Source organism: Aeromonas sp. s1(2024) (assembly GCF_040908005.1).
Classification (GTDB): Bacteria; Pseudomonadota; Gammaproteobacteria; order Enterobacterales; family Aeromonadaceae; genus Aeromonas; species Aeromonas caviae.
In genome coordinates, this window is sequence record NZ_JBFOCW010000017.1 from 26,361 (window position 1) to 44,403 (window position 18,043).

Sequence of the window (18,043 nt, forward strand, 5' to 3'; positions counted from 1 at the left end):
CTATGCAGCGGCTGTTGATTGGTTTTTGTGCTCTCTTTTCTCTGGCGGTCCAGGCCGCCCCGCTGACCCCGCCCAAGGGGGGCCAGTACGCCGTCATCGTACAGGGTAACAACGGGGTGGAATTTGCCCGTCACGCCGATGACATGATAGCCCCCGCCTCCACCATGAAGGTGCTCACCGCGCTCGCCGCCCGCCTCGAACTCGGTGCCGACTTCCGCTTCGCCACCGACATCCAGGCCCAGCCCGGCGCCAAACAGGGCACTACCATCAACGGCGACATCTGGATCAACTTCGTCGGCGACCCGACCCTGTCGCGCATGGATCTGGTTGCCCTGTTCAAACAGTTGGGCGTCACCCGCATTCAGGGCAACGTCTATGTCAACACCGGTGCCTACAACGGCTATGAGCGTGGCAACGGCTGGTCCTGGGGGGATCAGACCCTCTGTTTCGCCGCTCCCGTCTCCTCGGTCATCATCGACAAGAACTGCGCCTACGGCACCATCACCGCCACCCAGATTGGCAAGCCTGCGGTGGGCAACGTGGCCACCGGCGTGCCCATCGGCATCGGCGCCGACAACGTGGAGGTGATGAGCTATGGCGACATGGCGCGTCAGTTCTGTGCTCTGGAAGTAGACATGGCCAAGGGCAACTTCTACGAGCTCAAGGGCTGCATCACCCCGAACAAGGAGCCACAAGGGCTGCGCTTTGCCATCCATGACGTGGAGGCCTGGGGCTGGGACAACATCCGCTGGGCCATGAACCGCGCCGGGATCAGCCACGACGGCCTGCTGCGGGTCACCCATCAGGCCCCTGTCGGTGCCCAGACCCTGGCGACCCACTACTCTGTCTCCCTGCCGGTGATGCTCGCCAAGATGTTGAAAAAGTCCGACAACCTCTACGCCGATACCTTCCTCAAAACCGTGGGGCGTCACTACTACAACAAGCCGGGCAGCTATCGCAGCGGCACCATGGCGGTGCGCGCCATCCTGACCAAGCACGGCATTGACCTTGGCAACGCCACCCTGGCCGACGGCTCCGGCCTCTCCGCCCACAATCTCATCAGCGCGCGCCAGATGTTGTCGGTGCTTAACTTCATCCAGAAGAACGATGCCGAGCTCGACTTCATCAAGCTGCTGCCAAGCTCCCAGGTGGACGGCACCCTGGCCTGGCGCCGCAGCGTCACCGCCCCCATGATGAAGAACAAGGTGCACGCCAAGACGGGCACCATCACCGGCACCTCGAACCTCGCCGGCTTCATCGACACCGCAAGTGGCCAGCGCAAGGCCTTCGTGATGTTCCAGCGCGGCCTGTCGCAAGACCCCGCCACCCACGAGCGCTATCGCGCCAGCAAGGCCCCCTGGCCCTGGACCGTCTTCGAAAAAGGCGTGCTGGAGAGCATCTACCAGCAGCAGCCCATCCAGATCGCCGAGCAGTGATGAACGATATAGGTGGCCTTGCCAGCAAGGCGGCCCCCATTCCCCGACCTTGGCGCGAGACAGGGGCTCTGGAGCCTTCATCAGCAATGGGCGCAATCGGGGGTGGCGAACGGACGCATCGCTATTTTCGGCTTTGACTGGCACGGCGGCGGGGCTATGCTGTGCCCAGCCTCATCTCAATGGCCTTCTTCAACGGCTTGTTTAATGGAGAGAAAAGATGTTTGTAGAGATTTTTGGTCGTCCCGGTTGCCCCTATTGCGTGCGTGCCAAGCAGATTGCCGAGCAACTGACCGAGGAGCGCGATGACTTCGAGTTCCGCTACGTGGATATCAACGTGGCCGGGCTGACCAAGGACGATCTCGCCGCCAAGGCGGGCAAGCCGGTCACCACTGTGCCGCAGATCTTCCTGGATGAGCAGCACATCGGCGGCTGCACCGATTTTGAGGCCTATGCCAGAGCCAATCTGGGTCTGTAAGCCCCGACACCATGAAAAAAGGCGCCTCTGGCGCCTTTTTTCATGTCGCCAAGCCTGCCTCAGGCCACCGGCGTGAAGCGGCTCACCACCTGTCCCTGATGTTCAATCCACTCCATGAACATGGCGACGGGGCGGGCATAGACCTGACCATCCTGTTCGGATTGATAGATCACCAGCTGCTCCTGGGTTTCGGTGTGCAAGGCCAGGGCAAGAACCTGGTAATAGCCCCCCTTGAAATGGCGGTAGCGACCGGTGGCGGGTGCCTGCATGAGTGAACCTCGAGAGCGGGAAGATGAGCCCCTGTGCCTGCGTGCTCCCCTGGCAGACCGACGGGTCGGGGCCTTTTTTACCCCAGCCAATCGTGCCAGATGGGGGAGATATTTCAATACACTCATGTTGCTTTATGAATCTGCCCCTCATCTTTCACTGATCTACCAAAGAGAGGCAAACGATCATGCTGAATTTAACATTTCAACAACCCTGTTTCAGGGGTAAATATCAGGGATTTATTCCATAAATTAGATTGTTCTAGCATTCAATTCTGTGAAGAATAGGGGCAGAGAAATTTGATACTAAAAACAGCTTTTCTGCCAACGCGCCCCACGGGGAAGGAATCACGCTCACCATGTTCACTATCGACAAGTCGCACAAGCTCGACGATGTCTGCTATGACATCCGCGGCCCGGTGCACAAAGAAGCTCGCCGTCTCGAAGACGAAGGTCACCGCATCATCAAGCTCAACATCGGCAATCCGGCCCCGTTTGGCTTCGAAGCACCGGAGGAGATCATCAAGGATGTGATCCTCAACATGCCCCAGAGCCAGGGCTACTGCGACTCCAAGGGGCTCTTCTCCGCCCGCAAGGCGGTGATGCAGTACTACCAGCAAAAAGGGATGCGCAAGGTCGACATCGACGACATCTACATCGGCAATGGTGCGAGCGAGCTCATCGTGATGGCGATGCAGGCGCTGCTCAACAACGGCGACGAGATGCTGGTGCCCTCCCCCGACTACCCGCTCTGGACCGCGGCCGTCACCCTCTCCGGTGGCCATGCGGTGCACTACCGTTGCGACGAAGGGGCTGACTGGTATCCGGATCTCGACGACATCCGCGCCCGCATCACCCCGCGCACCCGCGGCCTGGTGCTGATCAACCCCAACAACCCGACCGGCGCCGTCTACGGCAGCGAGTTCCTGCTGGAGGTGATCGAGATCGCCCGCCAGCACAACCTCATCATTTTCGCCGACGAAATTTACGACAAGATCCTCTACGACGACATCTCCCACACCAGCGTCTGCACCCTGTGCGACGATGTCATGGTGGTGACCTTCAACGGCCTCTCCAAGGCCTACCGCGCCTGTGGCTTCCGCCAGGGCTGGATGGTCATCACCGGTCCCAAGGGTCGCGCCAAGGGCTACATCGAGGGGCTGGAGATGCTGGCCTCCATGCGGCTGTGTGCCAACGTGCCCATGCAGCACGCCATCCAGACCGCCCTTGGGGGCTACCAGAGCATCAACGAGCTGATCCTGCCGGGGGGCCGCCTGCGTCGCCAGCGGGACAAAGCCTGGGAGCTTTTGAATGAGATCCCCGGTGTCTCCTGCGTCAAGCCCAAGGGGGCGCTCTACATGTTCCCGCGCCTCGACCCCAAGGTGTACGACATCCGCGATGACCAGAAGATGGTGTTCGATCTGCTGCAGCAGGAGAAGCTCCTGCTGGTGCAAGGTACCGGCTTCAACTGGCCTGCACCGGATCACTTCCGCCTGGTGTTCCTGCCCCGGGAAGAGGAGCTGGAAGAGGCTATCGGCCGTCTCGCCCGCTTCCTCAAGGGCTACAAGCAGTAAGCAAGGCTCATGAAAAAGGCTCCCGCGGGAGCCTTTTTGTTGTCTGTCGTTTTCTATCCGCGCCATCAGCCGTGCAGCAGAGCCCCGGCCACCAGTACCACCATGGTGATGAGAGCCGCCCCGATGATGAAGGGCAGCACCCAGCGCACGAAGCGATCGTAGGGGATCCTGGCGAGCGCCAGCCCCGCCACCAGGTGAGCGGCGGTGGGGGCGAACAGGTTGATCCAGCCGGAGGCGGACTGATAGGCGGTGATCACCAGATCCCGCGAGATGCCGGAGAAGTCCGCCAGCGGCCCCATCAACGGCATGGAGACGGTCGCAAGCCCCGAGGTGGAGGGAATGAAGAAGCTCAGGATGATGTGCACCAGATAGGCCATCAGGATGAAGACCGACGACGACAGCCCGCTCACCAGTCCCTCGGCCCAGTGCAGTATGGTGTCGATGATGACGCCGTGCTCCATCACCACATAGATGCCGTGCGCCACCGCCACCACCAGGGCAACCCCGATGAGATCCCGCGCCCCGTTGAGGAAGGTCGCCACGTAGTTGGACTCCGGCATCCGGTTGATGAGGGCAATCAGGATGGAGGCGCTGAAGAAGAGGGTGGAGAGCTCGTCAAACCACCAGCCCAGGGTGGGCAACAGATCGATGCCCAGATCCGACCAGGGCACCACCGCATAGATCATCAGCAGGAAGGTGCCGAAGAAGACCAGCATGGTGAGCTTCTGCTTGCCGCTGAAGGCGAGGTTGCCGCTCTTCATCTGGGAGAACTCGTCGTCATAAACGATATCAGCCAGCACGGAGCGGGACTTGTCCTGCTGCACCTGCCTGGCGTAGCGCATCACGAACCAGGAGGCGAAGATCACCAGCAGCAGCCACTGGATGACCGTAGCCCTATCCCCTCACCGATGGGGATACCCGCGAAACCGGAGGCGATGCCGGTGGCAAACGGATTGACGGTGGAGGCGAGCACCCCGACCCCGGAGCCGAGCAGGATGATCCCGGCCGCCACAATGCGATCGAAGCCCGCCGCCATCATCACCGGCACGATGAGTGCCCAGAAGGCCACCGTCTCCTCCGCCATGCCGAAGGTGGAGCCACCCAGGGCGAACAGGGCGATCAGCACCGGGATGAGCAGCCGCTCGCGCCCGGCGAAGGTACGCACTATGGCCCCGACCCCGGCATCCAGCGCACCGCTCTGCATGGTCACCGCCAGAAAGCCGCCGATGATGAGTACGAACAGTGCTACGTCCGCCGCCTTGTGAAAGCCCTGGATGGGCGCCTTGAGCACATCGAATACCCCCTGGGGTTGGGAAGGGAGCTCGGTGTAACTGCCGGGTACCGGCAGCAGTCGCTCGTCACCGCTGTAGTCGGCCACGGCCGCTGCCGCCACCGGCTGCTGGGTCTTGGCCGTCACATAGTTGTATTTGCCCGCCGGCAGCACCCAGGTGAGGGCCGCCATCAGGGCGATGATGATGAAAAGCAGGGTATAAACCGTCGGGAGCTGGCGCTTCTTGGGCGCCTCATGGGATGTGGTCATGACTTTCGTACCTCGGCGGTGCCGTCTGTGATCCGGACAGCGCAAGCCTAGCGGGTTTGTTCGGGGAAAAAGGTGATCGCGGATAATAAACCTGAGGCAACAGGTTGAGTCTGCTGCAAAAAAACAGGGCCCCGCAGGGCCCTGTCTGTGCTGGTGACCGACTTACAGCTCGACCACGTCGAATTGCACGTCCGGATTCACGTCCGCATCGTAGTCCACCTCGTCCAGACCGAAACCGAACAGGCGCAGGAACTCCTGCTTGTAGCCGGTGTAGTCGGTCAGTTCACTGAGGTTCTCGGTGGTGATGGAGGGCCAGAGATCACGGCAGGTCTGCTGCACGTCTTCACGCAGTTCCCAGTCATCCATGCGGATGCGTGCCTGCTCGTCCAGCGCCATGTCGGCGCCGTACAGGCGGGTGCGCATCATGCGGTCCACCTGCTCCATGCAACCCTCGTGGATGCCCTTCTCCTTCATGATCTTGAAGGCCATGGAGATGTAGAGCGGCATCACGGGAATGGCAGAGGAGGCCTGGGTCACAACGGATTTGAGGACGGCCACGTGGGCGGTCCCCCCCTTGGCGGCCAGATCGCCACGGATCGCGGTGGCGGCACGGTCCAGATCTTCCTTGGCTCGGCCCAGGGTACCATGCCAGTAGATTGGCCAGGTCAGGTCGGTACCGATGTAGGAGTAGGCCACGGACTTGGCACCGTCAGCCAGCACACCCGCATCGCGCAGAGCCGCCATCCACAGTTCCCAGTCCTGGCCGCCCATGACGGTGATGGTGCTCTGGATCTCTTCCTCATTCGCCGGCTCGACGGTGGCGGTGATGATCTGATCCTTGTTGGTGTCGATGGCGGTGGAGGTGTAGACCTCGCCGATGGGTTTGAGGGCGGAGCGCACCACTTCGCCGGTGTCCGGCAGCTTGCGCACCGGAGAGGCCAGGGAGTAGACCACCAGATCGATTTGACCCAGATCCTGCTTGATGAGCTCGATCACCTTGGCACGGCACTCGTGGGAGAAGGCATCGCCATTGATGCTCTTGGCGTAGAGGCCGGCCTCTTTGGCGGCCTTGTCGAAGGCGGCGGAGTTGTACCAGCCGGCGGAGCCCGTCTTGGTCTCGGAGCTCGGCTTTTCGAAGAAGACACCGATGGTGGCAGCTCCGCTGCCGAAGGCTGCGGCAATGCGGGAGGCCAGACCATAGCCGGTGGAAGCGCCGATCACCAGCACCTTCTTGGGGCCATTCTCGATGGCGCCCTTGGCTTGGGTGTAAGCGATCTGGCGACGAACATTGGCTTCACAACCAACCGGGTGGGTGGTGGTGCAGATAAAGCCGCGAACCTTGGGTTTGATGATCATGTGTTGTCTCTTATCCGTTTGATGGATGAAATCGGGGCATAAGATACCTCATTGCGGCCCGTTATGGTGCTCTGATGTGTTGAACTGCGGTGTAGCCCGCCGCGAAAAATGAAAAACACTTCTGGGTAAAACGATAAACAGAGCTCGGCCGCATTTATCAAACTCGGTGAATCAGAAGCCACCAAGTTTGAAAGACGCTTAACAGGGGTTTAAACCTCGATTTCATAGGTGGGTAAATCAGGGGCGGGCCCTATGATAGCACCACTCTGATAGAACGCCTTCTGGCCGATGGCCACCCCTCCCCCTCGCACGATCACCACGCCCCCGCCTGGGGTCTCCAGCGTGGTGCTGGTGCCCGTCGTTGCGGTGACGGTACCGACCAGCAACGGGTCGGCACCGGGTATCAGTGCCTGGAACTGCTTGAACAGGTTCATACAAATCGCTCCACACTCAGTTGCTGGCGAACCGTAATGGCTCGGCCCTGCATTCCAGCCGCGACCCTGACCCCTCGGTTAAAGCCCTTCCAGCCATCGACCGCCAGCAACGCCCCGGGCAAGATGAGCCCGGTGTCGCTTGAGAGCGGCAGTTCGATGGTCTGGGTGCGCCTCGGCATGGTCTTGGCCAGCCCCACCACACCTTGGGCGCGAGCTGCCACCACATCGCACACCAGCGGGTGGGTGATGGCCGGAGCCTGCCGATCCCCTGCCGTGCCTTGGCGCAGCACCCGGGCATTGATGCCCTGATGGCCACCGCTGACATAGATGCCGTTCGCCACCTGCCCCGGCTGGAAGTCGCTGCCCAGCGTCGTGATGATGGCGCGGGGGATGGCCACGTCTGCCAGCGCCCCGTCGAGCTGCCAGGGTACGGTCGGATAGCGCGGCTTGATGACCAGGTGCCGATCGCGCTGGTGCGGCAGCACGAACCCGCCCGCCGCCTCTGCCAGGTACTTGATCGCCTCGATGGGGGTCTGGCTCTCCAGACTAAAGAAGCCGCCAGGTACCAGCCAATCCGGCGCCTGCCAGTCCAGGCTCCAGCCGAACGGCAGCAGCGCCTCCGCGAGCTGGGCCATGGTAGCAGCCCCGCTCTCACTCACTGCCAGGGGTAACACGTGGGTTGGCGACAGGTAGGCTGTGCGCGAGCGCCCTGTCAGGGTCGCCGACTCGCGGCCAAAGCTCTGGCTCGACTGCCAGCCATCGCACACGCAATCCCACTGCTGGCCGTTGACATGGATGCTTACCTCCTCCTCGTCCGTCATTTCGGCCGCCGCGATGCGCGGGATCTGGGACGTGAACTGCCAGGCCCAGGAGTCGGTATCGAGTTCGATGCTCAGCGAGGTGGCGGGAATGTCGAGCCCGTCCCTGACTCGCACTATCTGTGCTGCGTTGCTCACCAGGTAAACCCTCCGGGTTGGAATAACGATGTGGGCCTGCCCGAACCAGACAAACTCCAGGGAGGCATCCCCCCGGGGTCGGCCAAATACCAGCGCCTTGGTGCGCTTGTCCGGCCGCTCCGGCTTGATGGGCGGCTTGGGGGGCGGGCTGGTCCCCCAGGGGGGCTGCATCGCCTCCTCCCACCGCTCCAGCCAGCCCTTGAGCAGGGGCAGGCCCAACTGCCACTGCTGGCCGCCCAGGGTGAACCCTTGCGGGGCCCCCTGCTGCCAGCTGCCTGGCTGCCACACCTTGTCCTGGCGCGGCGGGTGGTGATACTCGTTCACCTGCCAGCGGCTGACCGGGGCCCCCTCGACCCAGAGCGAGCGGGTGACGACATGACCAGGCGGCAGGCTGTCGAACCCCTGGCCATGGCTCGTGCCAAGCGGCAGGGCCTCGTCAAACAGCCCCCGTACCGGCTCATGGTGGCGGGGCATCTGGTCGCTGAGATCCACCACCACCGCCATCAGCGGGCCGGCCTCCTGCCAGTCAGCCTGACAGGTCGCGGGTGTCATGGCGGGCCGTTGCCAGTCGTCGGCCACCGCCGTGGTCACCAGGGCGGCACGGTCCCAGTCCCCCGCGCTGGTGTGGCTGGGGCCCCTGAACACGTTGATGTCATAGCCAGCCTCGAAGTCGTGCAGCGCCGCCTGGGGGGTACTGGCCAGGGTGGCCTCGATGACCACGGTGGCGCTGACGGTGGCCACCGGCGCCGCCGGTTCGGCGGTCAGGTGGCCGGGGTGAACCAGCCCGGCCGAGACGCCAGACACCGGCGCGGTACTCTGCCCCAGCAGCACGGCGGGCAGCACCAGCCCCGGCGAGCAGGCCAGGCTGGGCGGCAGGCTGGTGCCCTGCAATACCGCGACATAGCGCACCACCAGGAGCGGGTTCAGCTCCAGGGCAGCGCTGTGCTTGCGGGCCTTGCGCAGTTCAAGCCGGGCGTCGGTTCTGGCCATGCTGACCTCGTGGCTCAGGGGGAGCGGTTAGGGTTCGGTGCTTATGGTTCTGTGATGGTGGCGCTGTTGATGCGCACCATGGCGCCGGTAAACAACTCGGTGGCGGGGATCTCGATGTCGGCTCCGCTCTCCGGTGGCCCCACGTCGAGATCCGCCACAAAGCCCCCGTCCCGGTTGGCGATGCGTCCCCAGGCATGGATCCCGCTGGCGGTCGCCATCTGCTCGGCCAGGGGTTTGAGGGTCAGCACCCCACCCGTCACGCTCTGGGCGCAGGGGTGGGGGAACTGCAGCGCCACCAATAGCACCTGGTCGGTGATGGCGGCGGCCGGGGCGGGTCTCGGTCCGGTGTAGATCTTGAGGGTCGCGGTCCCGGCGCTGCCCTCGTCGATGGCGGCCGCCAGCAGCTGGGCGCGACTGGTGCGCAGGGTGTCAGAGAAAACGAGCATATCAACCTCCGCAGGTAGTGCAGCCCGGTCAGACCAGGCCAACCCCCTCACCGGGGGCATAGGGGGTGGGGAGCTGATAGTCGGCCGCCACCGCGTTGTAATCGGCGGGGCCGAACGCGGGATCGTCCTGGGCGACCAGCATGTAACGGCGGTTGAGCCAGAGGCTGTCGAACCGGTACTTGCCATCACTGGCCCGGCTCATGGTCTCGGCGACCAGATCCCCCGACTGGGTGAAGCAGAGCACCCGGCGCCGGACTCCCTCCCCGTCGATGGTGACGGTGCTCTCGATGTAGCCCATAAAGCGGGAACGGCCATCTGGTGTCACCATCATCAATCCATCGTAAGCCCCCAGGACGGGGCCGCATGTGAGCTGCAGATACCTTGTTAGCGGAGGCGATGCCTCGGCCGGGGTTTCTTGGTTGCCCCACACCAGCCCATGACCAACGACCGCAAAGGGATATAGCGGGTCCATTGCTACCTCCAGGGGCCGGTAATATCAAAGCCCACCAAGGTGGCGATGAATGAGCCGTTGATATTGGCGTTATAACTCGCACGGATAAAGCGCACCCCTTTCCCTCCCAGCAACGGCAGCGAGCTGAACGTCTTGCTGTCGTAGTCGGAAATGTCGCCATACGGGTTGATGAGCCCCGGCAATGAACCGCGCAGGGTATTGCCGCTTTCCAACACCATGGTGGGCTCCTTGGCCAGATAAAAGCCGTTGTCGGCGGGGTTGGGCACAGCAAAGCCACTCCCCATCCTTGAGAAGAGACCCAGGGTTTGCCAGCTCACGGCGCCAAAAAGCTGGCTATGTGGCCTGGCCAAGGTGCGCTGGCTCGTTACGCCATGAGTGAGAAAGTCATTAAGGGTGTTATTGGGGGAGTAATTCCCTGGTCCTGACCAACTGAGACCACTGGTGGCACCGATGGCATTCGGGATCCCCCCAAGCACTGCGTGATAGCGATCCCCCGGTCTGACCGAATTGATATACCCGGCAGGGAGGCAAGCGCGGCCATTTCGCCCAGTGAATGCAGGGATGAAATAAAAAAACAGGTTATCCCCGATAAAATCCCAGCGACCATCAGAGTAACGTTTGGTCGCAGGCCATACTTGCATGCTGATTTGGGTGTAGGTAGTCAGATCCTGTACATCCTCGACCATGCTGACCTTGGCGAAGTAATAGTTCAGGGTCGCATTCGTCCAGCCGCTGAACGCGGTGTTGTCAATGTGGTAGCAGACCGGGTATTGATCCACCGACTCCGGGCTGCGGATGATCATGGTCTGGCCGTCAGCGCTTTCTGCCAGCAGCGTCCAGCCCAGCCCCGGGATCTTGATGCTGATGGTCCCAGTGGCATTACTGCCCGGGTTGCCCCCATCCAGCTCGAACCAGACCTTGGTCGCATTCACCTGCTTGACCCGATGCTCGCCATTGTAGGCGGCCGGGGTAGCACCGCTGATGGCGATCACCGATTCAGGCAGATAGCTGTGCCCGCTGTCGATGGTGGCCACCGCGCACCCCATGGCGGCATCCCATGCCAGGCTGCTGACCGTCAGATTGCCAAACCCCGTGATGAGACACGCCTTGAGCAAGGCACAAAGGGCCCCGGCGCTGGTGTCCCCCAGGCTAGGCGCTCCCTGCATTTGACTCGCATACCATTTCACCGGAAAAGCCATGGTGTTCTCCTGATTGGTTGGGGTGGGGCAGATTGCCCCACCCGGTTAACGGTTGACGTTGCCGCGCAGCTGCAGCTCGAACTTGTCGGTCTCTTGCGCCGCCACCGACTGCAGGATGGTGCGGATCACCCAGAGCGGATAGGCCGCCGCCTGGGTGGTGAAGCGCAGCACGTTGCCGCTCGACCAACCCGCCCCCCAGCCACGGTGATCCAGCCTGAAATAGGGCTGGCCGTTGTTGGGGTTGATAGGGGCCAAGTCGGTGTTCACGTCCCCCACCGCGATCTGGCCCACATGCTCCCCGACCAGCACAAAGGTGGTGCTGGAGTTGAAGATGATGGCCCAGCGCTCCTGCAGGGTGGCGCGGTTGGTGACCAGGATCGGGTAGTCGGTGTCGTTGTACTGCGCCGTGGACTGGTCGCCGATGAGGTAATCAGACCAGACATTGGTCCAACTCTTCTGATCGAACAGCCCGGTGTAACGCGCCCACAAGTCGCCGATGATGAGCGCACTCGATACCAGGGTGTCGGCGGCGTCATAGGCGTGGGACAAGGGCCTGGCCAGTCTGAGCCGGCCCGAGATCTCCACGTCGCTGACCAGGCTCATGTCCTCGATGCGGTGCACCACGTAGAGGGGTTCGGCGTAACCGGTCAGGTTCAAGGGGCTGGCAAGCGTCACCACGCCGCTGTCCAGGTTGACGCTGTAGAGCGCCTGGGCCAGCTGCTTGCCGTCCTTGTCCTCCACATGGGCATAAGCCAGCCGTTCGCGGCCGATGTTGAGCTGCTGCCCGGCACTGACCCCCATGGGGAAGGCGGCCTTGCGGGTGCTGTGCACCACCACGATGTTGCCGGTGCGGATGAACGGCACCCGGCCATCGGACGGCAGCCGCACCGGATCCAGCCCGATCAGGTCGGCATCGAGCGGCAGATAGCTGAACACCACGCAGTTGAACCGGATGGTGTCGGCCACCACGCTGAGCGGGCGCCAGATCTTGCCATCCTCCCCCACCTGCTCGGCGTCATACCAGGGCTGCCCCTCGTTGCCGGCGGCCGTGACCTTGCGGCCAAAGCGCACCCATACCACCCCGGTCTGGTAGTTCACCCGGCCATCCATGTCGGTGGTGGTGAAATAGCCGTCCCCGTCCGCCGTTGCCTCGATGCGCCGCCCGGTGGCGGTGTTGGCGCTGAGGTAGAGGCTGCCCGGGGCCACCGGGGCCCCGGGGGTGCGGAAGGTCACCGCATCCACCGACTGAACGCTGAACGAGGTGGCCAGGGACTGCAGCGACGGCTGGGCCCCCTGCCCTGCCGCCCAGTCGGCCAGCACCGCGACCCCGTTGCTGTAGTCGATGGTGCCCGCCTGGATGCCGGCACCGGTCTCAGGGTCCGGGTTGCGGTAGAGCAAGCCTTGGCGGTCTACATAGACCGCCCCCCCCAGGGTGAAGCGCATCGAGCCCTCCAGGATCGCCTCGGCATAGCCGGGGGTCACGTCGATGCGCAGCGCCTGGGCGGTCAGGGTGGCATTCTGCGCCAGGGCGCTGTTGTTGTTGCGGTAGGTCACATCGACCCAGCCCCCCTCGCCATCGGGGAAGGTGTAGGCGCTGTTGATGTACTGGAAGCCGGTCAGGGTCCAGCGCATGTCGGTGTACCAGGTGCCCGTCACCGGGTCCTGATGGCTGCCCGCCGGCACCCAGGCATAGGTCGGTTCTGGCAGCAGGGCGGTGCCGTCCGGCATGAAATGCAGGGTGCCGGCGCCGTAGTCGATGGCGCCCAGCACGTTGCCGCTGGCGTCTTTCAGGTTGCCCTGACCATCGTCCTGCAGCGTGATGATGGGGTCCTTCTTCTCGATGGAGAGGATCCGCTCATCGGCCGCCACGATGTTGTAAAGCGCGTTGAACTTCACCCGCACCGACCCCGGGGTGAGGTTGAGCGCCCCGCCGCCGTCACCGTCCAGGGTGATGGAGAGGTGCCCCACCTGGCCGGGGGTGCTGAGGCGCCCAGGCTCGATGTGGCGCTCGGTCACCGGTTCGCCATACTGGTACTGGGCCACGTACTCCTGGCCCAGTGCCGGCAGGGTGATGTGCTCCAGATCGATGATGCCCTCGGCATAGTCGATGGTGCCGGTGATGTCGCCCCGGATCCGCCCATCCCCCACCGCATCGTTGGCGGTCTTGCCAGCGCCCCAGGTCAGGATCAGGCTCTTGGGGGTGATGCCGGTGTGGGGCAGCTGCCAGGCGCTCTTGCTGATGCTGATGGCCTGGCCGCTGCGGTTGGTGTAGTTGACCGGGGTGGCCCAGCTGAACAGGATCGCCGTGTCCACGTCCGGCAGCGCCCCCAGGGTCAGCATGACCGAGCCGGTGGCCAGATTGACCACGCCGGACCCGTAGGACCTGTCGGCCCCGAACAGCTCGCCCCGGCCGTTGTCCTTCAAGTCGTACCATTTGCCTTGCGCCATGAACGACACCGTCAGGGTGCCCGGCGCCGGGGTCGGCTGCAGGGTAATGGTGTAGGCATAGCCCCGGTTGTTGGCCTTGATCTCGATCTGGGCCGTGTCGGCGATACGCGACGGGCGGGCCGCCGGCCAGAAACTGACGCTCTTGCTCGCGGTACCGTAGTTCGGGCACTGGGCGTTGAACTCCAGCTGGCCCCGGCCATAGTCGATGGCCCCCACCACAGACCCGGCGACAACCAGCTCGCCCCCCTTGTCGGTGATGGTGGCCGCGCCGATGGTGATGCTGAGCGTCCCCGGCTTGACGCCGGTGCCGAGGAACAGGCCCCGACTCGGGGCGATGCTGGCCACGGTCGAGAAGGTGACCAGGGCCTTACCGGAATCCACCAGGCTGGCCAGCTCGCCGGCGGCGGTCAGGTCCACCGCCGGGGTCTCGCTCCTGGCCGCCGGCACCAGCTGGGTGAAGATGGTCTTGGCCTTCACCTGCATGGCCCCGAACGCCGCATTTTCCGCGAGCTTGGTGGTGGCGAAGTAGTTGGCCGCATCGGCCACCACGGTCTCACGCAGGGCGGTCTTGAGGTTGGTCACCACATCATAGGGGGTCGGCTGCTCCCCCTCGAAGGTGTAGCGCAGCGGATCCGCCAGCTTGCAGGTCACCACGTTGCGGGTGAACTCGGGCACCCCGGGGATCTGGAACTTGGCCAGTTGCTGGGTCACCTCCAGAATGCGCACATACTGCTCGAACTCGCCGGCCTTGCCCTCGTTGCCGACCAGCACCAGGGTCTCCCCCACCTCCGGCAGGCGCACCTCGACGCGCTGGAAGAAGCGGATCGCCCGCTGCCCTTCCAGCTGGGTGTCGTACAGGAAGCCGCGCCACTTGGGCCCACGGGCCAGGTAGCGCTCCAGCACGTCACGGGCGGCGGCGCGGGTGTCGTGGTGGTCCTCGGTGCTCATCAGGCACAGACCCACGTTCGGGTCGCTCGGCGGCAGCAGCACCGTGGTGTTGGCGCCGTAATAGGTGTCGGTGTTGTCGGTCTGCACCGTCAAGAAGGCCTTGCGCAGGTTGACCACCCCATAGGCGCGGTCGAGATCGCTGATGTCGGGGAACAGGCTGTTGTGCTCGCCGCTGACGATCTCGTGGCCGGTTACCCGGCCGCCACCATCGGGGGTATCCGTCAGCCGCTGGCTGGCCAGCAGCTTGATGTCGCCGGAAAGAATGCTCATCGGATCACCTCGGTGAAGTTAAGGGTCAGGGCATAGGGCTCACCCGCCTCGGGGTCGGCCATCTCGATCAAGGGGGTGGCCACGATGCCGGGCCTGCGCCAGAACACCTCCCGCTGCAGTCCATCCAGCAGGGTCAGGGTCATCAGCTGGGCCACCTGGGCCTCCAGCGCCTTGAGTGCGAGCACGGTGGCACGGGGGCAATGGCCCACCAGGGTGATGGGGCGCCCTTCCGGTTTGGCCGTCTCCTCAACCAGGAGAGCGCCAGAGAGCGTCGGCGTGACCACTTGCTCGACGGGGGCCCAGTCGAACTCGTCGCGCCAGATGAGATCATCGGGCAGGTGCAGCCCGTTTAAGGTGACGTTCATGAGCGCAGTCCCTGCTGTTTAAGGAGGTTGATAAAGGCGGCGGCATTGGCCTCATCGGCCTGCACCTCAGCCTTGGCACCGTTCGATGCACGCAACTCGATGATGATCCGCTGGGGTTGCCCCTGGCTGAATGAGCTCTGGGGGATACTTGATGACCCGGCTTGGCTGGGGGCCGGTGTGGGCACCTGCGCCTTCTCTGATTCCTTGGCCTGGGCTTTGCTCAGCTCCTGCTGGAGCCTGGTGCGCATGGCCTCCATCTCCTTCTGGAACTTCTCGCCGTAATACTTGCTCCACTCGCTATAGGCGGGAATGTCCCTGACCTTCTGGCTGTAGCGGGCCAGCTCCTCTTCCACGCCGGCGAGGGTGTTGGCCAGGGCATCGGCATTGCCGCGCAGGTTGTTGATGTCCACGGTCTTGTAGAAGAAGGAGCCGGCGCCCACGCTGCGGGTCACCTCCCCCCGGCCACCGCCCGCACCGCCCCCGCCACCTGCCGAGGCCACGGCGTTGCCGGTCTGCTGCGCCTCATCCTGTACGCCGCGAAGGTTGGAGCGCATGGCATCGGTCGCACTCTTGGCCCGGGCGGCGGCGGTGTCGAAGCCATCGCCGATCGCCGCCACCGCCTGTTTGGCGTCACCGCTGCCCCCCTTCACCTTGCTCATTGCGTCGGCCGCGATGGCCATCGAGCGGGTGATGCCATCCCCGGTGAGCTGGCCCTGTTTGGCCATCGCCTGCATGCGCTCGATCACCGCGTCGATCTCGGCCTTGTTCTTCGCCTGGTTGAACGCCGCCGCCAGGTACTCCTCACAGGCCGCCGAACTGGAGCCGCTGTGCTGCACCAGGGTATCCAGGGCGCCGAGGGTCTCCTTGAAGCTCTCACCGATACGGCCATTGGCCCGCTCGAAGTCCAGCCCCAGGGTCTGGGCTGCCTTGCCCAGCGTGGCGGGGAGCTCTGCCGCCGTTTTCCTGGCCACGGCGTTGATCTCATCCAGGTAGTCGCGGGTCTGCTTGGCCTCGGTACCGAGCGCCTGCACGGCGGCGGCCCCCGCTCGCCAACTGCCGGTCGCCTCGTCGTAATGGATCTTGCCCTCGGCCACGGCCCTGTCCATGTCTTCCACACTGGTGATCGCAATGCCTAGCTGAGCCGAGAGCGCCGCCAGTTGGCCATTGAGCTGGGCCTGGGTCTGCGCACGGAGCGCCTGGGATTCTCGCAGCGCCAGCTCGGCCTGCATCCACTCCTTGAGGGCGGTGGCCAGGCGGATGATCTGGAATATCGACTCGACAGTGACGGCAGCCAGCAACCCCTTGATCGCCATCCCAAGGGCTTGCACCCCGATAGAGGCGGCGGCCGCCGCCGTCCCTGCCGTGGTCATGCCCCCCGCCGCCGTGGCCGTCGCCGCCGGCAGGGCGATGAACTGGCCATAGAGGCCGCGCAGATCGGCAATCCAGCCCGCGATTTTCAGGCCATACCAGGCCTGAGCCATCACCAGCAGGGCATCCCGCCAGGCATAGACGGTCTGGATGAAGGCCTTGATGGACTCCCCCAGAGAAACGATGCCATCGGAGAAGCGCTGGGCCCACGCCTGCAGACGGCCATCCTGGGCCATCAGGTCAAACTCACGGTTGAGGCTGGCCAGCTGATTCTTGAGCCAGGTCAGCGCCCCGTTCTCCGCCACCATGCGGTAGAACTTGGCCAGGTTGTCCTGGGTGTTGGAGATAAGCCCGGAGAGCAGGCTCATGTTGTTGGCGGCGGCCCCGCTCGACTGGGCCGCGATCTCGTTCATCAGCGCCTGGATGGTGTCCCGGCCGAGCTTGCCGGCTTCCGAGAGCTTCTGCAGCTCGGCGGTGTTCTTGCCGGTCACTTGTTCCAGCAGCTGCCACACCGGCACCCCGCGCTCGATCAGCTGCAGGATCTCCTCCCCCTGCAGCTTCTGCTTGGCCCAGGCCTGGCCGAGGGCCAGGGAGATACCCTGCACCTCCTCGAACCCGCCGCCGAGCTTGTAGGCCTGATCGACGATGCCCTGCATGGCGCCGTTCATGGGGTCGATGCCAAAGGCTTTCAGGCGCACGAAGACCTGGGTCACCTCGTCGAGCTGCAGCGGAGTGTTCTTGGCGAAGTCCTGGATCCAGGCGGAGGCCTCTTTGCCACCGGCAATCGACCCCATAACCGCCTTGAGCTGGACGCTAAGGCGCTCGGCCTGATCGCCGGTCTGGAACATGGCCATCAGCTGGGTGGTGAGGGTCTGGATCCCGAACCAGGTACCCGCCATCGCCACCAGGCGGCCGGTCAGGCTACCGATGGCCCCCTGGAACCCGCCAGCGCCTTGCCCCCCCTGCACCAGGGAACGCCCCAGCCGTTCGGTCTGGGCCGCGCTCTCGCGCAGTTCGCGCTGCAGCCGGCTCTGCTCCTGGGCGAGGTTGCGGGTATCGAGCCCGGCTTGACCGAGGGCGGTGTGTAGGCGGGTGTGGCTGGCAGCCTGGGCGACCAGCTGGCGCTCCAGTTGCTTGACCTCGGAGGCCAGCAGTCGTTCCTGGTCGGTGAGCTGGCGGGCGCTGCCTGCCGCCCCCTGCTGCTCGCGGCGCAGTTCGGCCAGTTTGTCCCGGGAGAGCACGGTGGCCAGTTCGAGCTGGGTCAGGGCGCGGCCGCTGGCCTCGAACTGGGCGATCAGGTCGCGCTGCTGAGTCAAGGTTTCCAGCGTCTGCGCCAGCCGCTCGGTCTCAGCGGCGGTATCGGTCGAGAGAGGCCCCAGCTCCTGCACCTGCCCCGCCAGCGCGGCCAGGTCCTCGCGACCGGTGACCTTGGCCGCCAGCTCCAGGGCGAGTTTGAGGGTGGAAGAGGTAGACATGGGGCATTCCGATCAGATTCAGATA

Annotated in this window: 13 protein-coding genes and 1 pseudogene; 3 read left to right on the forward strand and 11 right to left on the reverse strand. The window is 64.2% G+C overall.

The genetic code is table 11. The annotated features are described in order from the left end of the window. Positions 1–2 precede the first annotated feature (2 nt). Positions 3–1,436 carry a D-alanyl-D-alanine carboxypeptidase/D-alanyl-D-alanine-endopeptidase gene (gene dacB, locus AB5Y70_RS04315; RefSeq protein ID WP_043156376.1) on the forward strand — a complete coding sequence of 478 codons (1,434 nt, stop codon included), beginning with the start codon at positions 3–5 and terminating at the stop codon, positions 1,434–1,436. A gap of 217 nt (positions 1,437–1,653) precedes the next feature. Next, the gene (locus tag AB5Y70_RS04320; protein ID WP_010674029.1) at positions 1,654–1,911 is read left to right on the forward strand and encodes a GrxA family glutaredoxin; all 258 of its coding nucleotides are present in this window, start codon (positions 1,654–1,656) and stop codon (positions 1,909–1,911) included. Between the two features lie 59 nt (positions 1,912–1,970). Here the strand turns inward: AB5Y70_RS04320 and AB5Y70_RS04325 are convergent, their stop codons facing one another. Further along, positions 1,971–2,180: a DUF1653 domain-containing protein gene (locus tag AB5Y70_RS04325; protein WP_010674028.1), complete on the reverse strand. Its 210-nt coding sequence runs from the start codon at positions 2,178–2,180 to the stop codon at positions 1,971–1,973. Positions 2,181–2,536: 356 nt separating this feature from the next. On the opposite strand from AB5Y70_RS04325, the gene AB5Y70_RS04330 reads away from it, so the two are divergent. Next, complete coding sequence (locus tag AB5Y70_RS04330; RefSeq protein WP_005302243.1) at positions 2,537–3,751, forward strand: pyridoxal phosphate-dependent aminotransferase; 1,215 nt, start codon at positions 2,537–2,539, stop codon at positions 3,749–3,751. A gap of 65 nt (positions 3,752–3,816) precedes the next feature. Here the strand turns inward: AB5Y70_RS04330 and AB5Y70_RS04335 are convergent. The 10 genes and pseudogenes from AB5Y70_RS04335 to AB5Y70_RS04380 form a co-directional block, all read right to left on the reverse strand. After that, a pseudogene (locus tag AB5Y70_RS04335) lies at positions 3,817–5,291 on the reverse strand (YfcC family protein). 162 nt (positions 5,292–5,453) lie between these two features. Further along, positions 5,454–6,647, reverse strand: a complete 1,194-nt coding sequence (fabV, locus tag AB5Y70_RS04340) for an enoyl-ACP reductase FabV (protein WP_041212832.1) — start codon at positions 6,645–6,647, stop codon at positions 5,454–5,456. Positions 6,648–6,856: 209 nt separating this feature from the next. After that, positions 6,857–7,081, reverse strand: a complete 225-nt coding sequence (locus AB5Y70_RS04345) for a hypothetical protein (RefSeq protein ID WP_069652667.1) — start codon at positions 7,079–7,081, stop codon at positions 6,857–6,859. Continuing rightward, positions 7,078–9,027, reverse strand: coding sequence for a hypothetical protein (locus tag AB5Y70_RS04350; RefSeq protein WP_368175941.1), 1,950 nt, complete (start codon positions 9,025–9,027; stop codon positions 7,078–7,080). The genes AB5Y70_RS04345 and AB5Y70_RS04350 overlap by 4 nt, the downstream gene beginning before the upstream one ends. Before the next feature lie 41 nt (positions 9,028–9,068). Then, positions 9,069–9,473: a hypothetical protein gene (locus AB5Y70_RS04355; RefSeq protein ID WP_180907226.1), complete on the reverse strand. Its 405-nt coding sequence runs from the start codon at positions 9,471–9,473 to the stop codon at positions 9,069–9,071. Positions 9,474–9,501: 28 nt separating this feature from the next. Further along, positions 9,502–9,804 carry a hypothetical protein gene (locus AB5Y70_RS04360; protein WP_235677344.1) on the reverse strand — a complete coding sequence of 101 codons (303 nt, stop codon included), beginning with the start codon at positions 9,802–9,804 and terminating at the stop codon, positions 9,502–9,504. Positions 9,805–9,947: 143 nt separating this feature from the next. Further along, positions 9,948–11,144 (reverse strand): hypothetical protein, encoded by a 1,197-nt coding sequence (locus AB5Y70_RS04365; protein ID WP_368175942.1) that lies wholly within the window; start codon positions 11,142–11,144, stop codon positions 9,948–9,950. Between the two features lie 45 nt (positions 11,145–11,189). Beyond that, on the reverse strand, positions 11,190–14,810 hold the full coding sequence (locus tag AB5Y70_RS04370) for a curculin (mannose-binding) lectin protein (protein ID WP_368175943.1): 3,621 nt from the start codon (positions 14,808–14,810) through the stop codon (positions 11,190–11,192). Further along, the gene (locus AB5Y70_RS04375; protein ID WP_180907223.1) at positions 14,807–15,175 is read right to left on the reverse strand and encodes a hypothetical protein; all 369 of its coding nucleotides are present in this window, start codon (positions 15,173–15,175) and stop codon (positions 14,807–14,809) included. Before AB5Y70_RS04375 ends, AB5Y70_RS04370 begins: the two co-directional genes overlap by 4 nt. After that, complete coding sequence (locus AB5Y70_RS04380) at positions 15,172–18,018, reverse strand: tape measure protein (RefSeq protein ID WP_368175944.1); 2,847 nt, start codon at positions 18,016–18,018, stop codon at positions 15,172–15,174. Before AB5Y70_RS04380 ends, AB5Y70_RS04375 begins: the two co-directional genes overlap by 4 nt. Between the last annotated feature and the right edge of the window lie 25 nt (positions 18,019–18,043).